Here is a 23,686-nt window from a genome sequence, read left to right on the forward strand (position 1 = left end):
GGACCAGTCATGCAGGCCTATCTGAAGCTCGATCACATCGACAAGATTTTCACCCGCGGCAGCGCTACCACCGAGGTGTTGAAGGACATCAACCTGACCATCGAGAAGGGCGAATATGTCTCGATCATCGGCCATTCCGGCTGCGGCAAGTCGACCCTGCTCAATATCGTGGCCGGCCTCACCGGCGCCACCAATGGCGGCGTGCTGCTGGAGAACCGTGAGGTCAACGCGCCGGGGCCGGATCGCGCCGTGGTGTTCCAGAACCACAGCCTGTTGCCGTGGCTGACCGTCTACGAGAACGTCAAGCTCGGCGTCGACAAGGTGTTTGCCAGGACCAAGAGCAGGGCCGAGCGCGACGCCTGGGTGATGCACAATCTCAGCCTGGTGCAGATGGCGCATGCCAAGGACAAGCGGCCGAGCGAGATCTCGGGTGGCATGAAGCAGCGCGTCGGCATCGCGCGCGCACTCGCGATGGAGCCGAAGGTGCTGCTGCTCGACGAGCCGTTCGGCGCGCTCGACGCGCTGACCCGTGCGCATCTGCAGGATTCGGTGATGGCGCTGCATCAGAAGCTCGGCAACACCATCCTGATGATCACCCACGACGTCGACGAGGCCGTGCTGCTGTCGGACCGCATCGTCATGATGACCAACGGCCCGAGCGCACGGATCGGCGAGGTGCTCGAGGTGCCCTTGGCGCGCCAGCGCAAGCGGCTCGAGCTCGCGACCAACCCCGGCTACCTGAAATGCCGGCAGCGCGTGCTCGAATTCCTCTATGAGCGCCACAGCTTCGTCGAGGCGGCATGAGCAGCGCCTCGCTCACGTGAGAGCTTTTTTCGGCCTCGCCGCAATGGCGCGGCGAGGAAGCAGCATGCACGGAGGCACACATGACGGAAGACCAGGTCAAGCTCGTCCAGGAGACCTTCGCCAAGGTCGCACCGATCTCGGAGCAGGCGGCGGTCATCTTCTATGACCGCCTGTTCGAGGTCGCGCCCGCCGTCAAGGCGATGTTTCCCTCTGATATGACCGAGCAGCGCAAGAAGCTGATGGGGACGCTCGCCGTCGTCGTCAATGGATTGAGTAACCTGTCGTCGGTGCTTCCCGCCGCGAGTGCGCTCGCCAAGCGCCATGTCGACTATGGCGCCAGGCCTGAGCATTATCCGGTGGTCGGCGGCGCATTGCTGTGGACCTTGGAGAAGGGCCTCGGCGAAGCCTGGACGCCTGATGTCGCCGCCGCATGGACCGCAGCCTACGGCACGCTGTCCGGCTACATGATTTCGGAAGCCTATGACAGCGCGCAGGCGGCGGAGTAGGGCGACGATCATCGGCCCACGCCGCGCGAAATCAGTTCCGCTAGGAACTGAACGTCCATCCGCGTCATTGCGAGCGTAGCGAAGCAATCGATACCTCCGCTAGCCGAGAGATGGATTGCTTCGTCGCTATCGCTCCTCGCAATGACGAAAGGATCGATCTAAGGTCCACCCGCTCCGCCAACGGGTGAACCAATAAAATGATGTTCCTGGAAACGCCGCCGAAACTGATCCCGACCGAGGTCTTCTCCGCGGTGCCGGCCGAATTCCGCCGCAAGGTGGCGAGCGAATGGGCCGATGCCAACCGGCCGGGCGCGGTGACCGACTGCTTCATCGAGGGGCCGTCGTTCGATGCCGACGGCAACCTCTACATCGTCGACATTCCGTTCGGCCGCATCTTCAGGATTGCGCCGGACAAATCATGGACGCAGGTCGCCGAATATGACGGCTGGCCGAATGGGCTGAAGATCGACGCCAAAGGCCGCATCCTGATCGCCGACTACCGGCACGGGCTGATGGAGCTCGATGCCAAATCGGGCGAGGTCACGCCGCTGCTGCGCTCGCGCAATTCGGAATCATTCCGCGGCTGCAACGATCTGCACATCGCCACGAACGGCGACATCTACTTCACCGACCAGGGCCAGACCGGGCTGCACGATCCGACCGGCCGGGTCTATCGCTTGAAAACCAGCGGGCAGCTCGACTGCCTGATCGACACCGGCGTCAGCCCGAACGGCTTGGTGCTCGATCCGCATGAGGCGGTGCTGTTCGTCGCCATGACACGCGACAATGCGGTGTGGCGCGCGCCGTTCATGAAGGACGGCAGCGTGTCCAAGGTCGGCCGGTTCTGCTCGCTGTTCGGCCCGAGCGGACCGGACGGCATGACGATGGACAGGGCGGGGCGGTTGTTCGTCGCGCACGCCTCGCTCGGCCACGTCTTCGTGTTCGCTCCGAACGGCGAGTGCATCGCGCGGATCAAGTCCCGCGCCGGCCAGAGCTGCACCAATGTCGCGATCGGCGGCGCCAACCGCGACCGGCTCTACATCACGGAATCGGTGACGGGCACGGTGCTGGTCGCCGATATCAGCGGGCTCGACGGATAGTCACGCACCTGCGCTGGAACGAAGCACGCTGTCGCTTGGTGCGATGGACAACAGCCAGTCGCCGAACACCTGCTCGGCTTGCGCGGCGACCGGCCTCGCGAGCGCCTGCGTCGTCGCGCGCAGTTCGGGGATTGAGACTTTCGCGGCCGACAGTTCGACGGCGTGGCCGACATACCATTCCTCGAGCTGCCGCGGATCGGCCTCGAGGTGGAATTGCAGCGCGAGTGCGTTGCGGCCGTAAGCGAAGGCCTGGTTCTCGTAATTGGCATTCGAGGCCAGCCGCACGGCATCCTTGGGCAGGTCGAACGTGTCGCCGTGCCAGTGCAGCACTTTGCTGTGCAGATTGCGCAGGCAGGATGACTTGCCGTCAGCCGTCAGTTCGACCGGGCCCCAGCCGATTTCCTTGACCTTGCCCGGGAACACGCGGCCGCCCAGCGCCTGCGCCATCAGTTGCGCGCCGAGGCAGATGCCGAGCGTCGGCAGTCCGCGGCGGAGCCGGTGTTCCAAGAGCGCAAGCTCGGTCGAGAGGAGCGGATAGGTGTCGGTCTCGTAGACCCCGATCGGGCCGCCCAGCACGATCAGGAGGTCCGCGTCGCTGACCGCGCGATCGGAGAGGTCGTCGACCGGCGCATCGCAGAACGACACGCTCCAGCCCGCACGCTCCATGATCGGGGCCAGCAGCCCGAGGTCCTCGAACGCAACATGGCGGATGGCAATGGCGGAGCGGGGTGGTCGCATCGGCAACGTCCAGTGTGTCGCTATATAATATAAAATATAGCGCAGCGGATCGCGGCGAGTCCAGCCGCCACGGCACAGGGCTGATCAGCGGTCGGAATGCATCTTCTCGAGAAAATCCTTCACGCCGCTGACGGCGCCGGTATTCGAGGCGACATAGCCGGGGAGCGCGCCCACGGCCTTGTGAAACTCGCTGCTCTTCATGATATCGAGCACGCGCTGCATCGGCTCGGTCTCGAGGAACGCGCGCTTGCAGACGAAGAAGTAGTCCTCCGTGAGCAGCCGGATGAAGTCGAGGCCGAACTGCCGTGCGGCGGCCTCGACGCCAAAACTCGCATCCGCCATGCCGCTTGCGACATAGGCGGCGACCGCGGCATGGGTGAACTCCATGTGCTGGGCGCCATTGATCCGGCTTTGCGGGATCTTGTGCAGCGTCAGCAATTGATCGAACAGCAGCCGCGTGCCGGAATCATGGTCGCGGTTGACGAAGCGGGCCTTGCGCTCGACCAGATCCTTCAGCGAGGTGATCTTCAGCGGGTTGCCGCGCTTGACCATCAGGCCCATCTCGCGCGTGACGAAGTTGATCACACGGTCCTCGCGCGGGTCGAGCCATTCCCGGCAGGCCTTGATGCCCCGCGCGCGCAGTTCGCCGTGCGGCAGATGCACGCCGGAGAGATCGCAGGCGCCCTGCGCCAGCGAGACCAGCGAGTTCTGGTTGCTGACGTAACGGAGATCGACGCCCACGCCGCCTTCGCGATCGAGGAACTCGCGCAGCTTGGACACGGCAAAGCCGTGGCTGGCATGGACACGGATGACCTGCGGCCGCTGCGCGAGGAACGGCTTGATCTCGGTCACCAGTTCCTGCGCGAGGTTCTCGAGCTGCAATCCGAGCCGCGCCTGCATGCGCTCGCCGGCCCACACCAGCTTCTCGCCGAACGGCGTCAGCTTCGAGCCCTTGCCGCGCTGCGTCTCCACCAGCGGCACGCCGAAGAAGCCGGACCATTGCTCGATCAGATTCCAGACATGGCGATAGGACAGCTGCGCATCGGTGGCGGCGCTGGTGATCTTCCCGGTCTTCCTGATCTCGTTGAGGATGCCGAGCATCACGACCGCGGTCTGCGGGCTGTTCTCTTTCCGAAAGCGCCAGACGGTCTCGATCTCGATCTGCAGCATCGTGGTCACCACCTATGAAGTTGACTTCATATCCTGGTATACCAATAGGCACAAGATATCATATTTACTGCGATCAAAAGCTTCCTACGTTGAGTCACAGTACCAGGAGGAAATATGATGTCGGTTGCATATGACTATGAGCGCGACGCCCACCACGCCCCGACCGTCCGGGACGAGCTGTTGGTGATCGACGGCACCCGTGTCCGCTCGCTGTCCGGAAAGACCTTCAAGTCCCTCAATCCCGCCACCGAGCAGGTGATCGCGACCATTGCCGAAGGCAATGAGCTCGACGTCGACCGCGCGGTCGCCGCCGCCCGCCGCGCCTTCGAAGGCCCGTGGCGCACCATGCGCGCCGCCAAGCGCGGCCACATCCTCTTGAAATGGGCCGAGCTGCTCAAGCAGCACGCCGACGAGATCGCAGCCCTGGAAAGCCTCGATGCCGGCAAGCCGATATCGGCGGTGCTGCGCCAGGATTTTCCCGCCGCGATCGATACGTTGACCTATTACGCCGGCTGGGCCGACAAGATCAGCGGCGATGTCGTCTCGACGCGTGACGATGCGCTGACCTACACGGTGCGCGAGCCGGTCGGCGTGGTCGCCGCGATCGTGCCGTGGAATTTCCCGCTGATGATCGGCATGTGGAAGCTCGCACCGGCACTGGCCTGCGGCTGCACGGTCGTGATGAAGCCGGCCGAGCTGACCTCGCTGTCGGCGCTGCGGATCGGCGAGGTCGCGCTCGAGGCCGGACTGCCGAAGGGCGTGCTCAACATCGTGACCGGACCCGGCCGCGTCGTCGGCGACGCGCTGGTCAATCATCCCGATGTCGACAAGGTGACGTTCACCGGCTCGCCCGGCGTCGGCCGCGGCATCATGAAGGGCGCCGCCGGCAACTTCAAACGGGTCTCGCTCGAATTGGGCGGCAAGTCCGCCAATGTGATCTTCGACGACGCCAATCTTGAGGCCGCCGCAAAGGCGGCCGCGGCCGGCATTTTCTTCAACGCCGGTCAAGTTTGCTCGGCCGGCTCACGCGTGCTGGTGCAGGAAAACGCCTATGACGAAGTGGTCGAGCGCCTGGTCGCCCGCGCAGAAGCCTTGCGCATCGGCGATCCCGCGGATCGCGCTACTGTGCTCGGACCTGTCATCTCCGAGAAGCAGATGCGCTCGATCCTCGACTATGTCGAGATCGGCAAAAACGAGGGCGCGCATCTCGCCACCGGCGGCGCACGTGTCGGCGACCGCGGCTATTTCATCAGCCCCGCGGTGTTCGCCAATGTCGCACACGAGATGCGCATCTCGCAGGAGGAGATCTTCGGTCCCGTCGTCAGCGTGATCAAGTTCAAGGACGAGGCCGATGCGCTGCGCATCGCCAACGGCACCGCCTACAGCCTCGCCGCCGGCGTCTGGAGCGCCGATATGGGCCGCGTGCAGCGCTTCGCCAAGAAGGCCCGCGCCGGCACGGTGTGGATCAACACCTATGGCTATACCGACGTGCGGTTGCCATGGGGCGGCGAACGCGACTCCGGCCTCGGCCGCGAGCACGGCACCGCCGCGCTCGACAATTTCACGGAGCCGAAGGCGGTGTGGATGAATCTCAACGTGTGACCGCGCGTAACGCGAGCGCGGATCGGAGGATCCGCGCTGTTGGGATTGGTGAGAGCGCGCAACATATTCGCCGTCGTCCCGGCGAAGGCCGGGACCCATAACCCCAAATCTACGTTGTTGGACCACGCTGGGGCCGCAGCAACCTTCACAACTGACTTTTGTGGTAATGGGTCCCGGCCTTCGCCGGGACGACGATGAAGAGACAGTGTCACTCGTTTGCACTATCGTTCGGCGTGGGGCGAGCTGGAACGAGGCGATCGTGCAGACAAGAAAATTCGGCAACAACGGCCCGCGGGTCTCGGTGATCGGGCAGGGCACCTGGTATCTCGATCGCGGTGACCGCAAGGCGGCGATCGCTGCGCTGAAGCGCGGCATCGACGCCGGCATGACGCATATCGACACGGCCGAGATGTATGGCGACGCCGAGCTCGTGATTGCGGACGCGATCACCGGCCGCCGCGACGAACTGTTCCTGGTCTCGAAGGTGCTGCCGAGCAACGCCTCGCGCCGTGGGACCATTACCGCCTGCGAGCGCTCGCTGAAGCGGCTGAAGACCGATCGCCTCGATTGCTATCTGCTGCATTGGCGCGGAACCTATCCGCTCGCCGAGACGGTCGCGGCGTTCGACGAATTGATCGCGGCCGGCAAGATCCGCTCCTGGGGCGTCAGCAATTTCGACGCAGACGATCTCGATGAACTGCTCGATGTGGCGGGCGAGGGCAAGATCGCCTGCAACCAGGTGCTCTACCATCTGCGCGAGCGCGCCATCGAGCACGCCGTGATCCCGTGGTGCGAGCGGCATGGCGTGGCCGTGGTCGCCTACTCGCCGTTTGGCCACAATGATTTTCCCGCGCTATCGAGCAAATCAGGCGCGGTGCTGCAATCGATCGCGCAGGCGCACCAGGCGACGCCGCGCCAGGTCGCGCTGAGCTTCCTCACGCGGCTGCCGTCGGTGCTCGCGATCCCGAAAGCGTCGAACGCGGACCACGCGGCGGAGAATGCCGCGGCGGGAACGCTCAAGCTCGGCGGCGACGAGATCGCCGCGCTCGACGCGGCGTTCCCGCGCGGGCCGAAGCCGCGCTCGCTGCCGATGCTGTAATTCGCGGGATTCACTGGAAGCCCGGCTCCACACAGTTCTTAACAAACTGTTGCAGTTGCGGCCGCGCGCAGGCTGCGGCGGGCGGTCGCGCACGCTGGTGCATATCGGAGTCCCGTTTTCGGGCATTGTTCTTGCGGCGGAATTGGCGTTCTGTACGAACAGCAGATTCCCCTTATTTCGCGTTCGAGATTGCCGTGACACCGCCCCCCGCCGTAGCCGCCAGGCTGGACAGCGTTCCTCTTGCATTGCCCGCGAAGACATCTGTTGCACGCAAGGCGCCGGCCCGCACCGACCGGCCGTTCAAAGGCATTGCGCTGATCCTGCTGTCGACGGTGTTCTTGGGCACCTCCGACGTCACCGCGAAATATCTGTCGTCCTCGCTGCCTTCGATTGAGATCGCCTGGATCCGCTTCCTGGTGTTCGCGCTGATCATGACGCCGGCGATGCTGCCGGGCACGCCGCTGTTTGCGCTGCGCAGCAGCCGTCCCGGCCTGCATGTGCTGCGCGGCGCCGCGCTGCTCGGCTCCTCCCTGATCTTCATCACGGGGCTGGGCTTCCTGCCGATCGCTGAGGCCTCGGCCACCAGTTTCGTCTCGCCGCTGTTCGTCACCGCGCTGTCGATCGCTTTCCTAGGCGAGAAGGTCGGCATGCGACGCTGGATTGCAACCGCGGTCGGCCTCGCCGGTGTGTTCATCATCCTGCGACCGGGCACCAGCGCCTTCCATCCAGCGGCTGTCTTCCCGCTCGTCTCGGCGCTGGCCTGGGCCGCCACGCTGATCCTGACGCGCATGATGAGCGGCAGCGAACGTCCGATCACGGTGATGACCTATTCGTCGATCGTCGGCGTCGCCATCGTCAGCGCGCTGGTGCCGTTCGTCTGGGTCACGCCGACCTGGCACGACATCATGTTCGGCATCCTGATTGGCGTCGCGTCCACCGTCGGACAGTGGATCGTCGTGCTGGCGTTCCGCTATGGCGATGCCTCGGTGCTGGCGCCGTTCTCCTACACGCAGCTGCTGTGGGTCAGCATCCTCGGCTTCCTGATCTTCGGTGAGGTGCCGGATTACTGGACCATCCTCGGCGCCGGCTTCATCGTCGCCTCCGGCCTCTACACCGCGCATCGCGAGCGCATGCGCCGCTCGCAAGTGTTGGCGGTGGCCAGCGAGCCGTCGCCGAACGCCTGACCACGCGTATCCATTTTACAACAGATGCCCTGAATCCGACCTGATGCGCTGACCGTGCACGGCTTGAGAAGACGCGCCTCCCGCGAGTTGCAAGATAGCCCATTCGGGTCAAGCCGCGTCCGCGCGGCGCTATCGATTTGGGGCTGGGGCAATGCGGGAGTGGGGCTGCGCGCGAATCCGTCTGCGAGGCTGGTTGATGGTCGCGATCATCCTTTCAACCGCTCTGCTCGCCGGGCCGGTTGTCGCACAAAACGGCGGCGTCGGCGGCGAGGGTAATTATCAGTCGACAGGACAACATGGCGGCGCCGGCGGCATTCCCGGTGTGAGCGGTGGCGTCGGCGGCGACGGCGGCGCTCCGAATCGCCCGTGCCAATGCACCGGTGGTGGTGGTGGCGGCGGCGCTGAGGGCGCCGCCGGAGGTGCCGGCGGCCCTGGCGGCAATAACGCCTCTCCCGACGGCGGTGCCGGTGGCGCGGCCGGACAGGATGGCGTTGCTGGAACGATCGGTCCAGTTACCGCGAGCGGTGGTGGCGGTGGCGGCGGCGGTCTCAGCGGCACGTCCGGTGCGACGCTGAACAATAACGGGATATTGACGGGCGGCAATGGCGGCAAGGGTGGCGACGGTGGCGTCAACGCCTCGAACCCTTCAGCCCAAATCGCTGGCGGCGGCGGTGGTGGTGGTGCGGGCGGCAGTGCATTCACCATCACCGGCGCAGGAATTCACTCGAACAGCGGCAGCATCACAGGCGGCAATGGGGGCGCGGGCGGCGCCGGCGATGTCGGTGGCGGCGGCGGTGACGGCGGCACCGGCATCGTCGTCAGTGCGCCAGGCGCAACGATCAGGAATTCCGGCTCGATCTCGGGTGGCGCGGGCGCTGGTGGCGGCGCGCAGGTGTCCGATATCGACGCGAATCAAGGCGAGCCGTCCACCGGCGGCACGCGGGGGAAGCCCGGTGCAGCAGGCACGGGCGGTTCCGGAATCGTCGGTAGCGGCTTGACCATCATCAACAGCGGGACGATCACCGGCGGCGGCGGCCCGGGTGCGCAGGGCAACGCGATCGGCTTCACCGGCGGAACCAATACGCTGACGTCGATCGGTGGAATGCTCAGGGGCAATCTTGCGATTGCAAATGGCGTCGGTGCCAGCCTGACGTTCCTGCAAACCAGCGCGGCCGGCGCGTCGGGCGATGTCACCATCTCCGGCATCACGGGCCTCGATGGCTTGGCCACCGACGCCTCGGTTGCCGTCAAGCTGGATGGTGGGCGCTCGCTGATCGTCACCGGCGCCAGCACCTACACCGGCGGCACCTCGGTGAGCGACGGATCGACGCTCGTCATCCGCAACAGCAACGCACTCGGCAGCGGCACGCTGAAGATGGGCGAGACGCTTGCCGGTCTTACCAAGCTGGTGCTGGACGGCAACGGCCTCAACATCGCCAACACCATCGTCATCAACAGCGATCCCATCATCACCGTCGCCGCCGGTACCACAAGCGCGATGTCGGGGCCTATCAGCGGTGCCGGCGATATCGTGCTCAACGGGGGCGGCAGGCTGGTGCTGTCCGGCGCGAATACATATACCGGCGGCACCACGATCTGCGGCACTGCGTGCGGCGTTGCCGGCGGCAGCAGCGTGCTGCTAGTCGGCGTCGACACCGTGGGTACGCCGGGCGCGATCGTCTCGTCGGCAATCGGCACCGGCCTGCTGACCTTCGACGGCGGGACGCTGCAGGCCGGCGGCAATTACACGATCGCGAACAACGCACAGATCAACGCCACCGGCGGCAGCATCGACGGCAACGGATCCACCTTCACTTACTCGGGCAACATTGGCGGCGCCGGTGGACTGTCAGTGCTGGGCGCTTCGGCCTTCGTCGGCCGCGTGGTGTTGACAGGCTCCAACACCTATGCCGGCGGCACCACGATCTGCAATTGCGCAACGCTGCAACTCGGCGACGCCAGCCACACCGCCTCGATCGTCGGCGAAGTCACTGTCAACGGCAGGTTCGAGATCGTCAACGCCAACACGGCGGGCATCACCAAGATCGTCAACGACGGCTTCAACGGGTTCGCCAGCACGACGTTCCACAATTCCACCACGGCGTCGACGGCCGTGATCGTCAACCGGAATTTCGGCGCCACGGTGTTTGGCGACAGCAGCACCGCGGGCAATTCCACCATTACCAATGGTGACAACACCAATGGTAACAACGTCGGCTCGACGTATTTCCTCGGATTTTCGTCGGCGGCGTCGGCGAAGATGACGACGTCCGCCACCGGCTATATCAGTTTCTTCCAGAGCAGCACCGCGGCGAACGCGACCATCGACAACAGCGGCTTGACCTATTTCGGCCCGATCGGCGACGCGACCGAGGCGCCGACCGCAGGCAACGCGACGATCACCAACCGGTCCGGCGGCGCGCTGGTCTTTGCCGCATATGCGACGGCCGGAAACGCCGTGATCACGACCGAGAGCGGCGCGAGCGTCAAGTTCGTCGACAACGCGACCGGCGGTGCCGCGCAGTTCATCACCCAGGGAACCGGCTATGTCGACTTCGGCGGCAGCCTTGGGCCGAACGGTGATGGTCGCATCACGGCAGGTTCGATCGCGGGCTCGGGCACCTACTACATCGGTAGCGGCAATACGCTCGCGGTCGGTGGCAACAATCTCTCGACAGTCGTCAGCGGCGTGATCGCGGATTCCAATTCCTGCGGTTGCGGCCCGGCCGGGCCTGGCAATCTGGAAAAGACCGGCAGCGGCACGCTGACTCTCTCGGGTGTCAACACCTATACCGGAGCTACCGTTGTCAATGGCGGCGTCCTGCAAGTCGATGGTTCGATCGTGTCGTCGAGTTCAGTCACGGTGAATTCAGGCGGCGCGCTCTCCGGTATCGGCACCGTCGGCAATACGACGATTGCGAGCGGTGGCATTTTGCTGCCAGGCAATGCGACACCGGGCACATTCCTCAACGTGGCGGGCAATCTCGCTTTCCAGTCTGGCGCGCTGTATCTGGTCGGGCTCAATGCGACCGCCGCCACATCAGCCAAGGTGACCGGCACCGCGGCGCTTGCCGGATCGGTGGGTGTAAGCATCGCTGCCGGCAGCACGATCGCCAGGCAATACACCATCCTGTCGGCGGCCGGCGGTCGCAACGGCGTGTTCGCCGGTGTCGCTTCAACCGGGCTGCCGTCGGGTCTGGTTGCAACGCTCGGCTACGACGCAAACAATGCCTATCTCAATTTCGCGCTCGATTACGCCGTGAAATCGAAGCTCAACGTCAACCAGATCAATGTTGCCGCGACGCTGCAGAACTTCTTTAATGCCAATGGCGGCATCAACGTGGCTTATGCGGGACTCTCGCCGAACGGCCTGACCCAGGCCTCGGGCGAGAGCGCGACCGGCTCGCAGCAGGCGACGTTCAACGCGATGAACCAGTTCCTCGGTCTGCTGACCGATCCGTTCGTCGCCGGGCGCGATGGCGGTTTTGGTGGCGGCGCGAGCGCTACGCCGTTTGCCGAGGAGAGCGCGTCGCTGGCGTATGCGGCGCGCACGACCGAGCCACGCGATGCGCTGGCCGCGATTTACTCCAAGGCACCGCCGCCGCAGCAGCCCGACTTCGAGCAGCGCTGGAGCATCTGGACAGCGGGCTATGGCGGTTCGCAGACCACCAGCGGCAATGCGGTGCTGGGCTCGAACAACACCAGCAGCAGCGTCTACGGCACCGCAGTCGGCGCCGACTACCGTTTCTCGCCGAACACCATTGCAGGCTTTGCGCTCGCCGGCGGCGCCACCAGCTTCAGCACCAACGGTCTCGGCTGGGGCCGCTCCGACCTGTTCCAGGCCGGCGCGTTCGTTCGCCACACCGTCGGCGCGGCGTATCTGAGCGCCGGGCTCGCCTATGGTTGGCAGGACATCACCACCGACCGCATCGTCACCGCGGCGGGCGTCGACCATCTGCGGGCGAACTTCAACGCCAATGCGTGGTCGGGCCGGCTCGAAGGCGGCTATCGCGCCGCCACGCCCTGGATCGGGCTGACACCTTACGCGGCGGCGCAATTCACCAGCTTCGAGCTGCCAGGCTATGCGGAAAGCGTGGTTTCCGGTGGCGGTGCCTTCGCGCTGAACTATGCGGCGAAGAGCGTCACCGACACGCGCAGCGAGCTCGGCCTGCGCTCGGACAAATCCTTCGCGGTCGATGGCGGCATCGTGACGTTGCGCGGCCGCGTCGCCTGGGCGCACGACTTCAACCCGAACCGCAGCGCCGCGGCCGTGTTCCAGGCGCTGCCGGGGGCGGCCTTCGTGGTCAACGGTGCGGCGCAGGCCAGCGAGTCCGCGCTGGCCACCGCCTCGGCGGAGATCAAGTGGCGCAACGGCTGGTCGGCGGCTGCGACCTTCGAGGGTGAATTCTCCAACGTCACCCAGTCCTACGCCGGCAAAGGCGTTATGCGCTATACGTGGTGACCCTCCGTGCTATAGCCTGCCGCAGCGAAAGCCTGTCCCGGACTTGTCCGCGACAGTGTATTTCGCGAGACGAAATACGCATCAAAATGAGTGGGAAGAAACCCACGCGGGAGGGAACATGCGCGCAGCGATCTTCAGAGATGGCGAGATTGTCGTCGACCAGATGCCGGAACCGAAGCCGGGCGCCGGCCAGGTGCTGGTCAAATCGCTCGCCTGCGGCATCTGCGGTTCCGATCTGCACGCGCGCAAGCACGCCCACCGCATGGTGGAGCTGAGCAAGTTTCTCCCTGGCCGCACGCCGATGGACCTGTCGCGCGACGTCGTGTTCGGCCACGAGTTTTGCTGCGAGATCCTGGATTACGGTCCGGGCACCACGCGCAAGCTGAAGCCCGGCACGCGCGTGTGCTCGTTGCCGGCGCTGCTGACGCCGGAGGGCCCGAAGGGCATCGGCTATTCCAACGACTATCTCGGCGCCTATGCCGAGCAGATGCTGCTCAGCGAGCCGCTGCTGCTCGAGGTGCCGAACGGGCTCGCGGCAGAGCATGCCGCGCTCACCGAGCCGCTTGCGGTCGGCGTCCACGCGGTGGCGATGGCCAACATCAGGGGCGGCGAGGTGCCGCTGGTGATCGGTTGCGGGCCGGTCGGCCTTGCGGTAATCGCGGCGCTGAAGATCAAGGGGCTCGGCCCGATCGTCGCCGCCGACTACTCGCCGGCGCGGCGGCTGCTCGCCGAGAAGATGGGCGCCGATGTCGTGGTCGATCCCGCCAAGACGCAGCCTTATGCGAGCTGGGCCGAGCACGCCCAGATGACCGACGCCGAGAAGGCGGCGCGGCCGCCGATGCAGGCGCTGCTGCCGCCGCTGAAGCCCGCGCTGATCTTCGAATGCGTCGGCGTGCCCGGCGTGTTGCAGCAGGTGTTCGAGGGCGCCCCGCGCAGCGCCCGTGTCGTCGTGGTCGGGGTCTGCATGGAGACCGACAAGTCCGAGCCGATGCTCGGCATCATCAAGGAGCTCAACGTCCAGTACGTGCTCGGCTACACGCCGGAGGAGTTCGCCTATTCGCTGCGTCTGATCGCGGAAGGCCAGGTCGATGCGGCATCACTCGTGACCGGCCGCGTCGGCATCAACGGCGTCGCGCAGGCCTTTGCCGATCTCGCCAATCCCGAGGCGCACACCAAGATCCTGGTTGAGCCGTGGCGTTGAGCACGGTTTTGTAGGGTGGGTTAGCCGAAGGCGTAACCCACCATCTTTTTCAAGACACGAAGTCGGTGGGTTACGCTGCGCTAACCCACCCTACAGATCGGCCGCGCGGTTTGCATTTCGTGACACCGAATCTATAGTTCGCTGTCGTCTGGAAGCATCTACCTCATGCGCGTTTCAATCATCACGGGAGGCGGCTCCGGCATCGGCGCCGCGGTTGCGCGCCGGCTCGCCGGCCCCGATCAGGGGCTGATGCTGCATGGCCAGGGTGCCGAGGCCAGCGGGCTCGCGCGGCTGAATTCGGTTGCGGAGGAATGCCGCAGCAAGGGCGCCAAGGTCGCGGTCTCTACCGGCGATCTGGCCGGGGCCGGCGCGGGTACGTCGCTGGTCGCGGCTGCGCGCGCCGCTTTCGGGCCGATCGATGCCATTGTGCACGCCGCGGGCTTTGCCGATCGCCGCGATTTCGCCAGCCTGCCGCGCGACGCGCTGGAGCGCGCCTTTGCCGTGATGGCGGCGGCATTCCACGAGATCGCGGCGGCCGCGCTGCCCGATCTCGCGCGCAGCGCGCAGGGCCGCGTTGTCGCGGTCTCCAGTTTCGGACCGCATCGCTTCGTGCCGGGCGCGACCTATCCGGGATCGGCCGCCGCCAAGGCCGCGCTCGAAGTGCTGGTGAAGTCGCTCGCGATCGAGCTCGCAGCATCGGGCGCCACCTCAAATGCCGTGATGCCCGGCTACACGCGCAAGGATCCCGGCCTGTTCGGCGCGCTGGATTACTCGACCTGGGAGCGGGTGGCGAAAGCCAATCCGATGCAGCGGCTGGCCGAGCCCGACGAGGTTGCCGCGGTCGTGGCTTTCCTGCTGTCGCCGGAAGCGGGCCACATCACCGGCGCCACGCTGCCGGTCGATGGTGGCCTGACCTTGATGTGACGGCATGAGCGAGGGTGCGATAGCGCAGCAGGCTGACGTCGTCGTGCTTGGCGCAGGCATGGTCGGCGTCTCGGCCGGCCTTGCTGCACGGCAGCGCGGTCTCTCCGTCGTCATCGTCGACCGCCGCGAGCCCGGCAGCGAGACCTCCTACGGCAATGCCGGCATCATCTCTTCCGGCTCGATCCTGCCGCTCAACACGCCACAGCTTTTGAAGAACCTGCCGAAATATCTCACCAACACGCATCCGGCGCTGCGCTGGAATCTTCCGTGGGCGCTCGCCAATGCCGGCTGGGTGATCCGCTTCCTCGCCGCGGCGACACCGTCGCAGACCAGGCCGCGCGCCGCCGCGTTGCACGGCCTGATCGGGACATCGCTGGCGCTGCATCGCGACTGGATCGTGCAGGCGGGCGCCGGCCATCGCATCAGAGAGACCGGCTGGCTCAAGGCCTGGCGCGGCGACGGGCTTGCATCCGCCAAAGCCGAGCAGGCGGCACTCGCCGAATTCGGCATCAAAAGCGAGGTGCTCGATCGCCAGGCGATCTCCGCGCTCGAGCCGAACATCATCCCCGCCTACAGCACGGGCCTGCTGCACACCCAGACGGCATCGGTCGATTCACCGGGCGCGGTGGTCAAGGCCTATGCGCAGATGCTCGCCGCCGGCGGCGGCACCGTGCGGCGATCCGAGATCCGACGGATCGAACAACAAGACGACGGCTGGCGCGTGCAGCTGGCCGACGGCGCGATCGCCGCGCGCCACGTCGTGGTCGCGCTCGGGCCGTGGTCGGCCGAATTGTTGCGGCCGCTCGGCTATCGCGTGCCCCTGGCGTTCGAGCGCGGCTATCACCAGCATTTCGTGCCGAACCCGGCACGCAAATTGCTGCGGCCGATCCATGATGCGGAGGGGGCATTTCTGATGACGCCGATGGAGCAGGGCGTTCGCGTCACCAGCGGCGTCGAGCTGACCGCGCGCGATGCGCCGTCGAACTATGCGCAGCTCGAGGCGGTGGTGCCGATGGCGCGCAGCGTGGTCGAATTCGGCGAAGCGGTCGGCGAGCGCTGGCGCGGCGCGCGGCCGACGCTGCCGGACAGCCTGCCGATGATCGGCGAAACGCCGCGGCATCACGGTCTCTGGCTCGCCTTCGGCAACCAGCATATCGGCTTCACCACCGGTCCGGGAACGGGCGCCGCGGTCGCGGCAATGATCGCAGGCGCCGCGCCGCCATTCGACGTGAAGGCCTTTTCGCCGGGCCGGTATATCGCGTGACTCGCGCGAGGCCGCCTGCGATGCTGGGAACGCAAGGCGAGCGCAAGACGCGCGGCAACCGAGGGGCAGGATGAACTACGTCTGGGATTTCGGGATCCTCGCCAAGTACAGCCATCTGTTCTGGCTCGGGCTCGGTTGGACCATGGCCTACACAATCGGCACCATCATTCTGGGGACTCTGATCGGCCTGATCGTCGGCATGCTGCGGCTGCGGCGCATTCCGGTGATCGACTGGCTCCTGATCGCCTATATCGAGCTGTTCCGCTGCACGCCGCTGCTGGTGCAGATCATCTGGTTCTACTACGCGTTTCCGGTCGTGATCGGCGTCAACATCCCGGCGCATGTAGCAGCGGTCAGTGTGCTGTCGCTCTATGGCGGCGCGTTCTATGCCGAGATCGTACGCGGCTCGATCGAGAGCGTGCCGGTCGGGCAGTGGGACGCGGCGAAGGCGCTCGGCTTCCGCGGCTGGCGCCTGATGCGGCTCGTGATCCTGCCGCAGGCGCTGAAGCCGATGATGGCGCCCTATGTCAACCAGTCGGTGACGCAGCTGAAGAACACCTCGCTGGTCTCGATCATCGCGGTGCCCGATCTCGTCTACAACGCCACCCTGATCAACGCCGACACCTATCGGCCGCTCGAGGTCTACACCATCGTGGCGCTGATCTATTTCGCGATCCTGTTTCCCTCGACGCTGGTGGCAAGGCGGCTGGAGCGCGGGCTGACCTACGACAAGGTGTGATCGTTCTTCTCCCTCTCCCCGTTCTTACGGGGAGAGGGTCGGGGTGAGGGGTTGCTTCCACGAGTCTGGATCGCGGTGAGACCTGTACCCCCCACCCGGATCGCATCTGGCGATGCGACATAGCCGAAGCTCCGCTTCGGCGTTCTTGAGAGACGGCCGCCAAAGGCGGTCTTCGCCTCTCCCCGCAAGCGGGGCGAGGTGAAGACGAGCGCGCGGCTAGATACTCAGCTCCACCGGCACGTCCTCCGGCTTGACGCCGGCGAGGCCGAGGCCCTTGACGAACCATTCGCGCATCTGGCCGATGCCGCGGTTATAGTCGACCCACACGGACAGGAAATCGCGCCAGCGCTTGTCTTGCTCGCGCCGCACCGCCATGCCGCTCGCGATCGTCACCGAGGGCGAGGCCAGGATCTTGTAGGTGCCGAGGTTCGGGTTCTTGGCGATCGCGGTCAGCCCGAGCACCAGCGCGTTGACCACGCAATCGACGCGGCCCGACGACATTTCCAGCATCACCTCGTCGCGCGACTTCAGTGACTTGATGGTGGCGTTCGGCGCAAAGCGCCGCGCCACCGCCTCATTGGCCGATCCGACGTCAACCGCGATCTTGACCTCGGGCTTGTTGATGTCGGCCCAGGTCTTGGCCTCCAGGCCCTTTTTCAGCATCGCGCCGAACGGATGCGGAAACACCAGGTTGGTGAAATCCACCACCAGCGCCCGCTGCGGGGTCGGGTTGAGCGCAAAGCCGAGGTCGATCTTGTTGGCCTGCAGATCAAGAATCGAATTGCCGTAGGTCGACTCGACATACTCGAGCTTGACGTCGAGCAGCTTGGCGAGGTCGTTCGCCATCTCGATCGAGAAACCGGACCAGGTGCCGGTGGCGAGATCCTTGTTGAAATAGGGCAGCTCGCCCGGCAGCACCGCGATCCGCAGCACCTTGTTGGCCCTGATGCGATCCAGGGTGTTGTCGGCTTGGGTCTGCGCCGAGGCCGGGGTTGCCATGGCGGCCGCCAGCGCCGCGCCGCTGCCGATCCCGAGCGCATAGCGCAGCGCGTCGCGGCGATCTTCGGAAATTGTGATGTCGTCGGATTGAGTCAAGCGGGCCTCCCTGCACCAGATCGGAGGAAGCCTAGCGTCGGTATCCGGTGCCAGCAAGTGCGCGCGCCTGCGCCATTGGTAGGCGAGGGGTGGCTATTTCTTCACCTCGCCCCGCGTGTGGGGAGAGGCGAAGGCCGCCTTTTGCGGCCGTCTCTCAAGAACGCCGAAGCGGAGCTTCGGCTATGTCGCATCGCAGATGCAATCCGGGTGAGGGGGAGTCTCCGCGGGCTCGTCTGTCGTCGTACTTGCGGAGGCAGCCCCTCACCCCAACCCTCTCCCCGTAAGAACGAGGCGAGGGAGCGCAGTCTCGCCCGGTCCGATCAATACGTTCCCGGCACGTACATCTCCGGCGGGATCGGGCCGCGGTGGTAGTCGGGGTTGCGGACCCGCGGCGGCAGCACCACCGGTTGGTGCGTGACCTGCTGATACGGGATCTGGGTCAACAGGTGCGAGATGCAGTTCAGCCGGGCGCGCTTCTTGTCGACGGCATCGACGATCCACCACGGCGAGTCCTGCAGGTGCGTGCGCTCCAGCATCGTTTCCTTGGCCTTGGTGTAGAGCTCCCAGCGGGTCCGCGCCTCGACATCCATCGGGCTCAGCTTCCACTGCTTCAGCGGATCGTGAATCCGCATCGAGAAGCGGAACGCCTGTTCCTCGTCGGTGATCGAGAACCAGTATTTCAGCAGGATGATGCCGGAGCGGATCAGCATGCGCTCGAATTCCGGCACCGACCTGAAGAACTCCTCATACTGGTCGTCGTTGCAGAACCCCATCACCTTCTCGACGCCGGCGCGGTTGTACCAGCTGCGGTCGAACAGCACGATCTCGCCGCCGGCCGGCAGATGCGAGACATAGCGCTGGAAATACCATTGCGTGCGTTCGCGCTCGTTCGGCGCCGGCAGCGCCGCGACACGGCAGATGCGCGGGTTGAGCCGCTGGGTGATGCGCTTGATGACACCGCCCTTGCCGGCGGAATCGCGGCCCTCGAACAGCACGACGACCTTCTTCTTCTCGTGCTGCACCCAGTCCTGCAACTTGACCAGCTCGCCCTGCAACCGCAGCAATTCGCGGAAGTAGACCTTGCGATCGATCGACGGGCTTCCGGCGGCCCCGTCGTGGTCGAACTCGTCGAGCCTCACGTCGTCGAGCTCCAGCTCGAGTTCCTCGTCGAGGCTGTCGGCCATCTCCTGGTGGATGCGGGCGCGCAAGGCTTCGTCGCGCAAGGCTTCATCTCGGGTGGCTTCGTCGGTGAGGTCGGAGGCGGTCATGAAGGTCCGTCTTTCAGTATGTTAGATGGATCGACGGAAGCATTGACGGGCGATGTTACCCCTCTATGACATTGGCATGACCTCTGTTTCACGCAGCGGGCGGGACTGTGCTAACAAGCGATGACAAGATCAAAAAAGGAGACGCCGATGATTTCGCTCACGCCAAAAGACGTCCTGCCCGAGGACGGCACCGCCGGCACGCTGGTCGGACGGGTCTGGCTGCCGCAGGCGGGCGGACCCGCCGTGGTCGCGGTGCGGGGTGACGGCGTGTTCGACGTCACCGCGCGCTTCCCCACCGTGAGCGCGCTGTGCGAGGAAGCCGATCCTGCGGCCGCGTTGCGTGCCACGCGCGGCGAGCGCATCGGCGATTTTGACGCCATCCTCGCCAACACGCCGCCCGATGGTCGCGACGCGACAAGACCGCATCTGCTCGCGCCGGTCGACCTGCAGGTGCTGAAGGCCGCCGGCGTCACCTTCGCGATCTCGATGCTGGAGCGCGTGATCGAGGAGCGGGCGCGCGGCAACCCGTCGTCGGCGGAGGCTATCCGCAAGGAGGTGGTGCGCCTGGTCGGCGACGATCTCTCCAAGCTGAAGCCGGGCTCCGAGCAGGCGATGCGGTTGAAGCAGGTGCTGATCGACCAGAACGCCTGGAGCCAGTATCTCGAGGTCGGCATCGGTCCCGACGCCGAAGTGTTCACCAAGGCGCCGACGCTGTCCTCGGTCGGGTCAGGCATGGATGCCGGCCTGCATCCGAAATCGACCTGGAACAATCCGGAGCCGGAGGTCGTGCTTGTCGTCTCCGGCGCCGGCAAGATCGTCGGCGCTGCGCTCGGTAACGACGTCAACCTGCGCGATTTCGAGGGCCGCTCGGCGCTCCTGCTGTCGAAGGCCAAGGACAACAACGCCTCCTGCGCGATCGGCCCGCTGCTGCGGCTGTTCGACGCGACCTTCTCGCTCGACGACGTCAGGAAGATGGATGTCGGCCTCACCGTGAAGGGCGCCGACGGCTTCGTGCTCGAGGGCCATTCTTCGATCTCCAAAATCAGCCGCGACCCGACCGATCTGGTTGCCCAGACCATCGGGCCCGTGCATCAATATCCCGACGGCTTTGCGCTGTTCCTCGGCACGATGTTCGCACCGGTCAAGGACCGCGACGCCAAGGGCGAAGGCTTCACCCACAAGCGCGACGACATCGTCACCATCGAAGCGCCCCAGCTCGGCAAGCTCGTCAACCGCATGCGGGGCAGCGACGAATGCGAGCCCTGGACCTTCGGCGTTGGCGCGCTGATGAAGAATCTCGCGCAGCGCAAGGTGCTGTGAGGATGAGCGCTACGCGTAGGGTGGACGGGTCCGCCCCAAGGGCGGCCCGATGATAAACTCCCTGTAACCCACCGTGTCGCCTGCAGCAAAGATGGTGGGTTACGCCTTCGGCTAACCCACCCTACGCGCTGCGCGCTGACGTGCTATCTTGCTTGCTGTCGCCGCCGGCGTTGTCGAACATGTTCAGAAACCTGCGCGGCAGATCAATCGCGTGCTGCAACTTGAGGGCGCGCGGATGCATGATATTCGGAGCGACCGCTTGTCGCGCCCATGTGTGATCCAGTTCATCCTCGTTCACGCTGTTTCGCTTCAGCATACGGGCTCGACGCGAACAGAAGGAGTCGCGGACATGAGCGAGCAGCCATCGAATGGAATGCCTGATTGGCTCACGACCGACATGCTCGTGATTGCCGTCGCACTGGCCATCATCGTGGTTGGCATGTGGATCGCGCCGTAGCCTGGTGGCTCCGGCTGGTTGTCCCGCTGAGACATTGCGGGATGATGTCACCACCCTAGGCGCGAGGCGATGGCGAGCCTTACAAGCCGATCATCCGGAAGATCATGCCGCCGACATTTGGGCCATGATGGTGATGGCGGCGATGACGGCTTCGCGGCGGTTCGTCACCGCCTGCGGCGGCCATCGCGCTCCTGCCGCCGTCCCGCTCGGGGCCGACAGCGTCGAACGCGGCCTTCTGCTCGTCGCTGAGCGCGCTGTAGAAAGTGTCCACGGCCGGACGTACCGTTCCGATCGCCTGAAGCATGGAATCTAATCTGGCTCCGACCGCCGCAAGGCGTGCCGGTGGCGTGCGCGCATCGGTGGGCGGACAGGACGATTTCAGGGTGTCCTCGGCCTTTGTCGCAGCGTCCCGCAAGGCATCGAGGCTCGCCCGCTGTGCATCGGTTGGCTTGACGTTGCGTTCGATGATGTCGCCGGGCCATGCGATGGCGGCGGGCTGCGCCGTATTGCAGTTGCCGTTGTCCGCCGTCGCCTCATGCTGGCCGCGGTGCTGATCTGCCACCAGCGCGGTCACCTTCGCTTTCTGATCGTCGCTGAGCAGCCCATAGAACCTCTCCAGCGCCGGCTGAAGAATCCCGACTGCGTCGCGCATGGCCTGGAGGCGTTGCTGCATCGCGGCGAGGCGGCTCGGCGCGGTCAACGGCACGTCCTTGGGACATGAATTGAGAATGGTCGCGGACGCCTTCTGCGATGCGCTGGCGAGGTCGTCGAGCGCGGTGCTCTGCTCCGCATTGGGCTGGATGGCGCTGCGGAATTGCTCGATCGGGAAGCCCGCGATATCGCTTCTGTCGCTGCCGCACATGTCGGCAAGGGTTGTGGTCTGAGCGGTCGCGCGCGATCGACCCGTGGCCGGCGGCCGAGGACCGGCATAGCCGGGCAGGTAGTAGGCATAGCCGCTCAAGGCATCGTAGTCATAGGGACCGAACAGGCCGGCATACAGATCGCCATAGCCGTAATCCCAGAAGTACGGGTCATAGCCCCCGCCCCACCAGGCGTAGTCATAAAGATCGTAATAGGCATACGGCCAGAAGATCGGGCCGACCCAGCCATAGCCGCCATTCGGATGGCGCCACCACCCAACGCCACCCATGGCGGCTCCGGCGGCAGCCGTCGTGATCGCGGCGCGCGCCATCGGGTTGCGCAGGCCGCCCGGTCTCTGCATCGCGGCGCGGACCTGGTGCGAGGCCAACGCGTGCCCCACGGCGCTCGCATTGTGCCGCATCGCGGCGGGCGAGGCGGCATGGCGGCCGGCGGCTACGCTTGGCGCGACGCGCGCGGCATGAGCAGCAGGCCGGAATTGGTTATGACGCGCGCCGGAGCCGCCACCGAGCCGCGTGCCGGCTCGTGCAGCGGGATGAATGGTGTGAAAGCCGCCGCCACGCGCTCCGCTGGCGTGGAATCCGCCGCCGTGGAAACCACCACCGTGGAAGCCGCCTCCGCCTCCATGAAAGCCACCGCCGCCACCATGAAATCCGCCCCCGCCGCCATGAAAGCCGCCACCGCCATGACCTCCACCGCCGTGGCCGCCACCGCCACCGCCACCGCCACCGCGAGCAGCATCGGCGCTGCCTGCGAGCAGCGCAGCCGATGCCGCGACCGCGAGGATCGTGGCGAGTGCCAGCACGGTGTGTCTGCAGCGGGCAGCCCTCAGCATCTTTCCTCACCCTTCGGATACTCAGTGATGCCTGACATCAACATCGAAGGCCGCCGCCGGGTTCCCGCGACGATCTGGTCGCGGCGATCTAATTTGCCGGATGGAACCTGGGCGAGGGCAACATCCGGCTTGGTTCACCGCGGCTGAGGTGCCAATCACTGAGTTGCCCGGCGTACGGATGCGCAACTGCTTCTCCATCCGCATCTGTCATCGCCCGGCTGATCCAGTACGCCGCGGCTTCTCGGCTCAAGCACGGACGTCTCTGGAATACTGGATCACCCGCATGCGCGGGTGATGACACCGCGTGGTGTGACAACTTGAATTGCGACTTGCTCATCGTCGTCCTGACGAAAGCCAGGACCCATTACCCCAATTGTTCGTCGTTGCATGACGCTGGGGCCAGATTCCCTTCACAACCAAATGCGGTGGTTATGGGTCCTGGCTTTCGCCAGGACGACACTGTGGTGTTGGCACGGCTGGAGTTATTAACCCAGCGCCCTCACACCGGCAACGCGGTCGAATACTTCACCTGGCTCAGCGCAAAGCTCGACTCGATCGAGGCGATGCCGTCGAGCCGGGTCAGCTTGTTCTTGAGGAACGCTTCATAGGAGGAGAGGTCGGCGGCGACGACGCGCAGTAGGTAGTCGCGGTTGCCGGTCATCAGATAGCACTCGAGCACCTCGTCCCATTTCGAGATCGCGCGCGCGAAACGGTTGAGGTCTTCTTCCTTCTGGCGCGCCAGCTTGATCGAGATGAAGACCGAGACATGCAGCCCGAGCGATTTCTGATCGACGGTCGCGATGTAGCGAGAGATCACGCCGCGCTCCTCGAGCAGCTTGACCCGGCGGTGGCAGGGCGACACCGACAGCCCGACCTTGTCGGCGAGCTCCTGCATGGTCATGCGGCTGTCGGTCTGGAGCAGACTCAGGATCTTGCGGTCGATGGCGTCGAGGGCAGGCATTGGGATGAACTCGCAGGTGAGGGCCGGATTGTGGGAATTTATCCCAATTTTTCCTGTGCTGTCGCGTGGAATTGAGAT

The 23,686-nt window shown here is 65.5% G+C and carries 20 protein-coding genes; 12 read left to right on the plus strand and 8 right to left on the minus strand.

Annotated features, from left to right (window positions below; translation table 11 throughout):
- The first annotated feature begins 9 nt into the window (after window positions 1-9).
- The 3 genes from JQ573_RS05975 to JQ573_RS05985 all read left to right on the plus strand — a co-directional run bounded on the left by JQ573_RS05975 (window position 10) and on the right by JQ573_RS05985 (window position 2,410).
- A complete protein-coding gene (locus tag JQ573_RS05975; RefSeq protein ID WP_212311281.1) occupies window positions 10-804 on the plus strand; it encodes an ABC transporter ATP-binding protein in 795 nt (264 codons plus the stop codon).
- 80 nt (window positions 805-884) lie between these two features.
- Window positions 885-1,310: a globin family protein gene (locus JQ573_RS05980; protein ID WP_212311280.1), complete on the plus strand. Its 426-nt coding sequence runs from the start codon at window positions 885-887 to the stop codon at window positions 1,308-1,310.
- Between the two features lie 197 nt (window positions 1,311-1,507).
- Window positions 1,508-2,410, plus strand: coding sequence for an SMP-30/gluconolactonase/LRE family protein (locus JQ573_RS05985; RefSeq protein WP_212311279.1), 903 nt, complete (start codon window positions 1,508-1,510; stop codon window positions 2,408-2,410).
- On the opposite strand, the gene JQ573_RS05990 is transcribed toward JQ573_RS05985, so the two are convergent.
- Window positions 2,411-3,148, minus strand: a complete 738-nt coding sequence (locus tag JQ573_RS05990; RefSeq protein WP_212311278.1) for a glutamine amidotransferase — start codon at window positions 3,146-3,148, stop codon at window positions 2,411-2,413.
- Window positions 3,149-3,232: 84 nt separating this feature from the next.
- A complete protein-coding gene (locus JQ573_RS05995) occupies window positions 3,233-4,318 on the minus strand; it encodes a substrate-binding domain-containing protein (protein WP_212311277.1) in 1,086 nt (361 codons plus the stop codon).
- Between the two features lie 117 nt (window positions 4,319-4,435).
- Here JQ573_RS05995 and JQ573_RS06000 point away from each other — a divergent pair, with 117 nt between their 5' ends.
- The 8 genes from JQ573_RS06000 to JQ573_RS06035 all read left to right on the plus strand — a co-directional run bounded on the left by JQ573_RS06000 (window position 4,436) and on the right by JQ573_RS06035 (window position 16,793).
- A complete protein-coding gene (locus tag JQ573_RS06000; protein ID WP_212311276.1) occupies window positions 4,436-5,920 on the plus strand; it encodes an aldehyde dehydrogenase family protein in 1,485 nt (494 codons plus the stop codon).
- Window positions 5,921-6,179: 259 nt separating this feature from the next.
- Entirely contained in the window at window positions 6,180-7,019 is an 840-nt protein-coding gene (locus JQ573_RS06005) for an aldo/keto reductase (RefSeq protein WP_212311275.1), read from the plus strand.
- Between the two features lie 194 nt (window positions 7,020-7,213).
- Window positions 7,214-8,203 (plus strand): DMT family transporter, encoded by a 990-nt coding sequence (locus JQ573_RS06010; RefSeq protein WP_312011372.1) that lies wholly within the window; start codon window positions 7,214-7,216, stop codon window positions 8,201-8,203.
- Window positions 8,204-8,399: 196 nt separating this feature from the next.
- On the plus strand, window positions 8,400-12,665 hold the full coding sequence (locus tag JQ573_RS06015; RefSeq protein ID WP_283815044.1) for an autotransporter domain-containing protein: 4,266 nt from the start codon (window positions 8,400-8,402) through the stop codon (window positions 12,663-12,665).
- A 118-nt stretch (window positions 12,666-12,783) separates the two neighbouring features.
- Complete coding sequence (locus tag JQ573_RS06020) at window positions 12,784-13,866, plus strand: zinc-binding dehydrogenase (RefSeq protein ID WP_212311274.1); 1,083 nt, start codon at window positions 12,784-12,786, stop codon at window positions 13,864-13,866.
- Between the two features lie 165 nt (window positions 13,867-14,031).
- Window positions 14,032-14,790 carry an SDR family NAD(P)-dependent oxidoreductase gene (locus JQ573_RS06025; RefSeq protein WP_212311273.1) on the plus strand — a complete coding sequence of 253 codons (759 nt, stop codon included), beginning with the start codon at window positions 14,032-14,034 and terminating at the stop codon, window positions 14,788-14,790.
- 4 nt (window positions 14,791-14,794) lie between these two features.
- Complete coding sequence (locus JQ573_RS06030) at window positions 14,795-16,054, plus strand: FAD-binding oxidoreductase (RefSeq protein ID WP_212311272.1); 1,260 nt, start codon at window positions 14,795-14,797, stop codon at window positions 16,052-16,054.
- Window positions 16,055-16,124: 70 nt separating this feature from the next.
- Entirely contained in the window at window positions 16,125-16,793 is a 669-nt protein-coding gene (locus JQ573_RS06035; RefSeq protein WP_097670409.1) for an amino acid ABC transporter permease, read from the plus strand.
- A 216-nt stretch (window positions 16,794-17,009) separates the two neighbouring features.
- On the opposite strand, the gene JQ573_RS06040 is transcribed toward JQ573_RS06035, so the two are convergent.
- Window positions 17,010-17,888: a transporter substrate-binding domain-containing protein gene (locus JQ573_RS06040; RefSeq protein WP_212311271.1), complete on the minus strand. Its 879-nt coding sequence runs from the start codon at window positions 17,886-17,888 to the stop codon at window positions 17,010-17,012.
- 320 nt (window positions 17,889-18,208) lie between these two features.
- Window positions 18,209-19,156, minus strand: coding sequence for a polyphosphate kinase 2 (ppk2, locus tag JQ573_RS06045; protein ID WP_212311270.1), 948 nt, complete (start codon window positions 19,154-19,156; stop codon window positions 18,209-18,211).
- Window positions 19,157-19,303: 147 nt separating this feature from the next.
- Here ppk2 and JQ573_RS06050 point away from each other — a divergent pair, with 147 nt between their 5' ends.
- Window positions 19,304-20,476, plus strand: a complete 1,173-nt coding sequence (locus JQ573_RS06050; protein ID WP_212311269.1) for a fumarylacetoacetate hydrolase family protein — start codon at window positions 19,304-19,306, stop codon at window positions 20,474-20,476.
- A gap of 121 nt (window positions 20,477-20,597) precedes the next feature.
- Here the strand turns inward: JQ573_RS06050 and JQ573_RS40070 are convergent, their stop codons facing one another.
- The 4 genes from JQ573_RS40070 to JQ573_RS06065 form a co-directional block, all read right to left on the minus strand.
- Window positions 20,598-20,792 (minus strand): hypothetical protein, encoded by a 195-nt coding sequence (locus JQ573_RS40070; RefSeq protein WP_249131232.1) that lies wholly within the window; start codon window positions 20,790-20,792, stop codon window positions 20,598-20,600.
- Between the two features lie 220 nt (window positions 20,793-21,012).
- On the minus strand, window positions 21,013-22,125 hold the full coding sequence (locus JQ573_RS06060; protein ID WP_249131233.1) for a Spy/CpxP family protein refolding chaperone: 1,113 nt from the start codon (window positions 22,123-22,125) through the stop codon (window positions 21,013-21,015).
- A gap of 122 nt (window positions 22,126-22,247) precedes the next feature.
- A complete protein-coding gene (locus JQ573_RS40075) occupies window positions 22,248-22,553 on the minus strand; it encodes a hypothetical protein (RefSeq protein ID WP_249131525.1) in 306 nt (101 codons plus the stop codon).
- Between the two features lie 593 nt (window positions 22,554-23,146).
- The gene (locus JQ573_RS06065) at window positions 23,147-23,608 is read right to left on the minus strand and encodes an Lrp/AsnC family transcriptional regulator (protein ID WP_024579268.1); all 462 of its coding nucleotides are present in this window, start codon (window positions 23,606-23,608) and stop codon (window positions 23,147-23,149) included.
- Window positions 23,609-23,686: the final 78 nt, after the last annotated feature.

Origin of the sequence: Bradyrhizobium sp. AUGA SZCCT0105, assembly GCF_018129565.1 — a bacterium.
Lineage (GTDB): Bacteria > Pseudomonadota > Alphaproteobacteria > Rhizobiales > Xanthobacteraceae > Bradyrhizobium.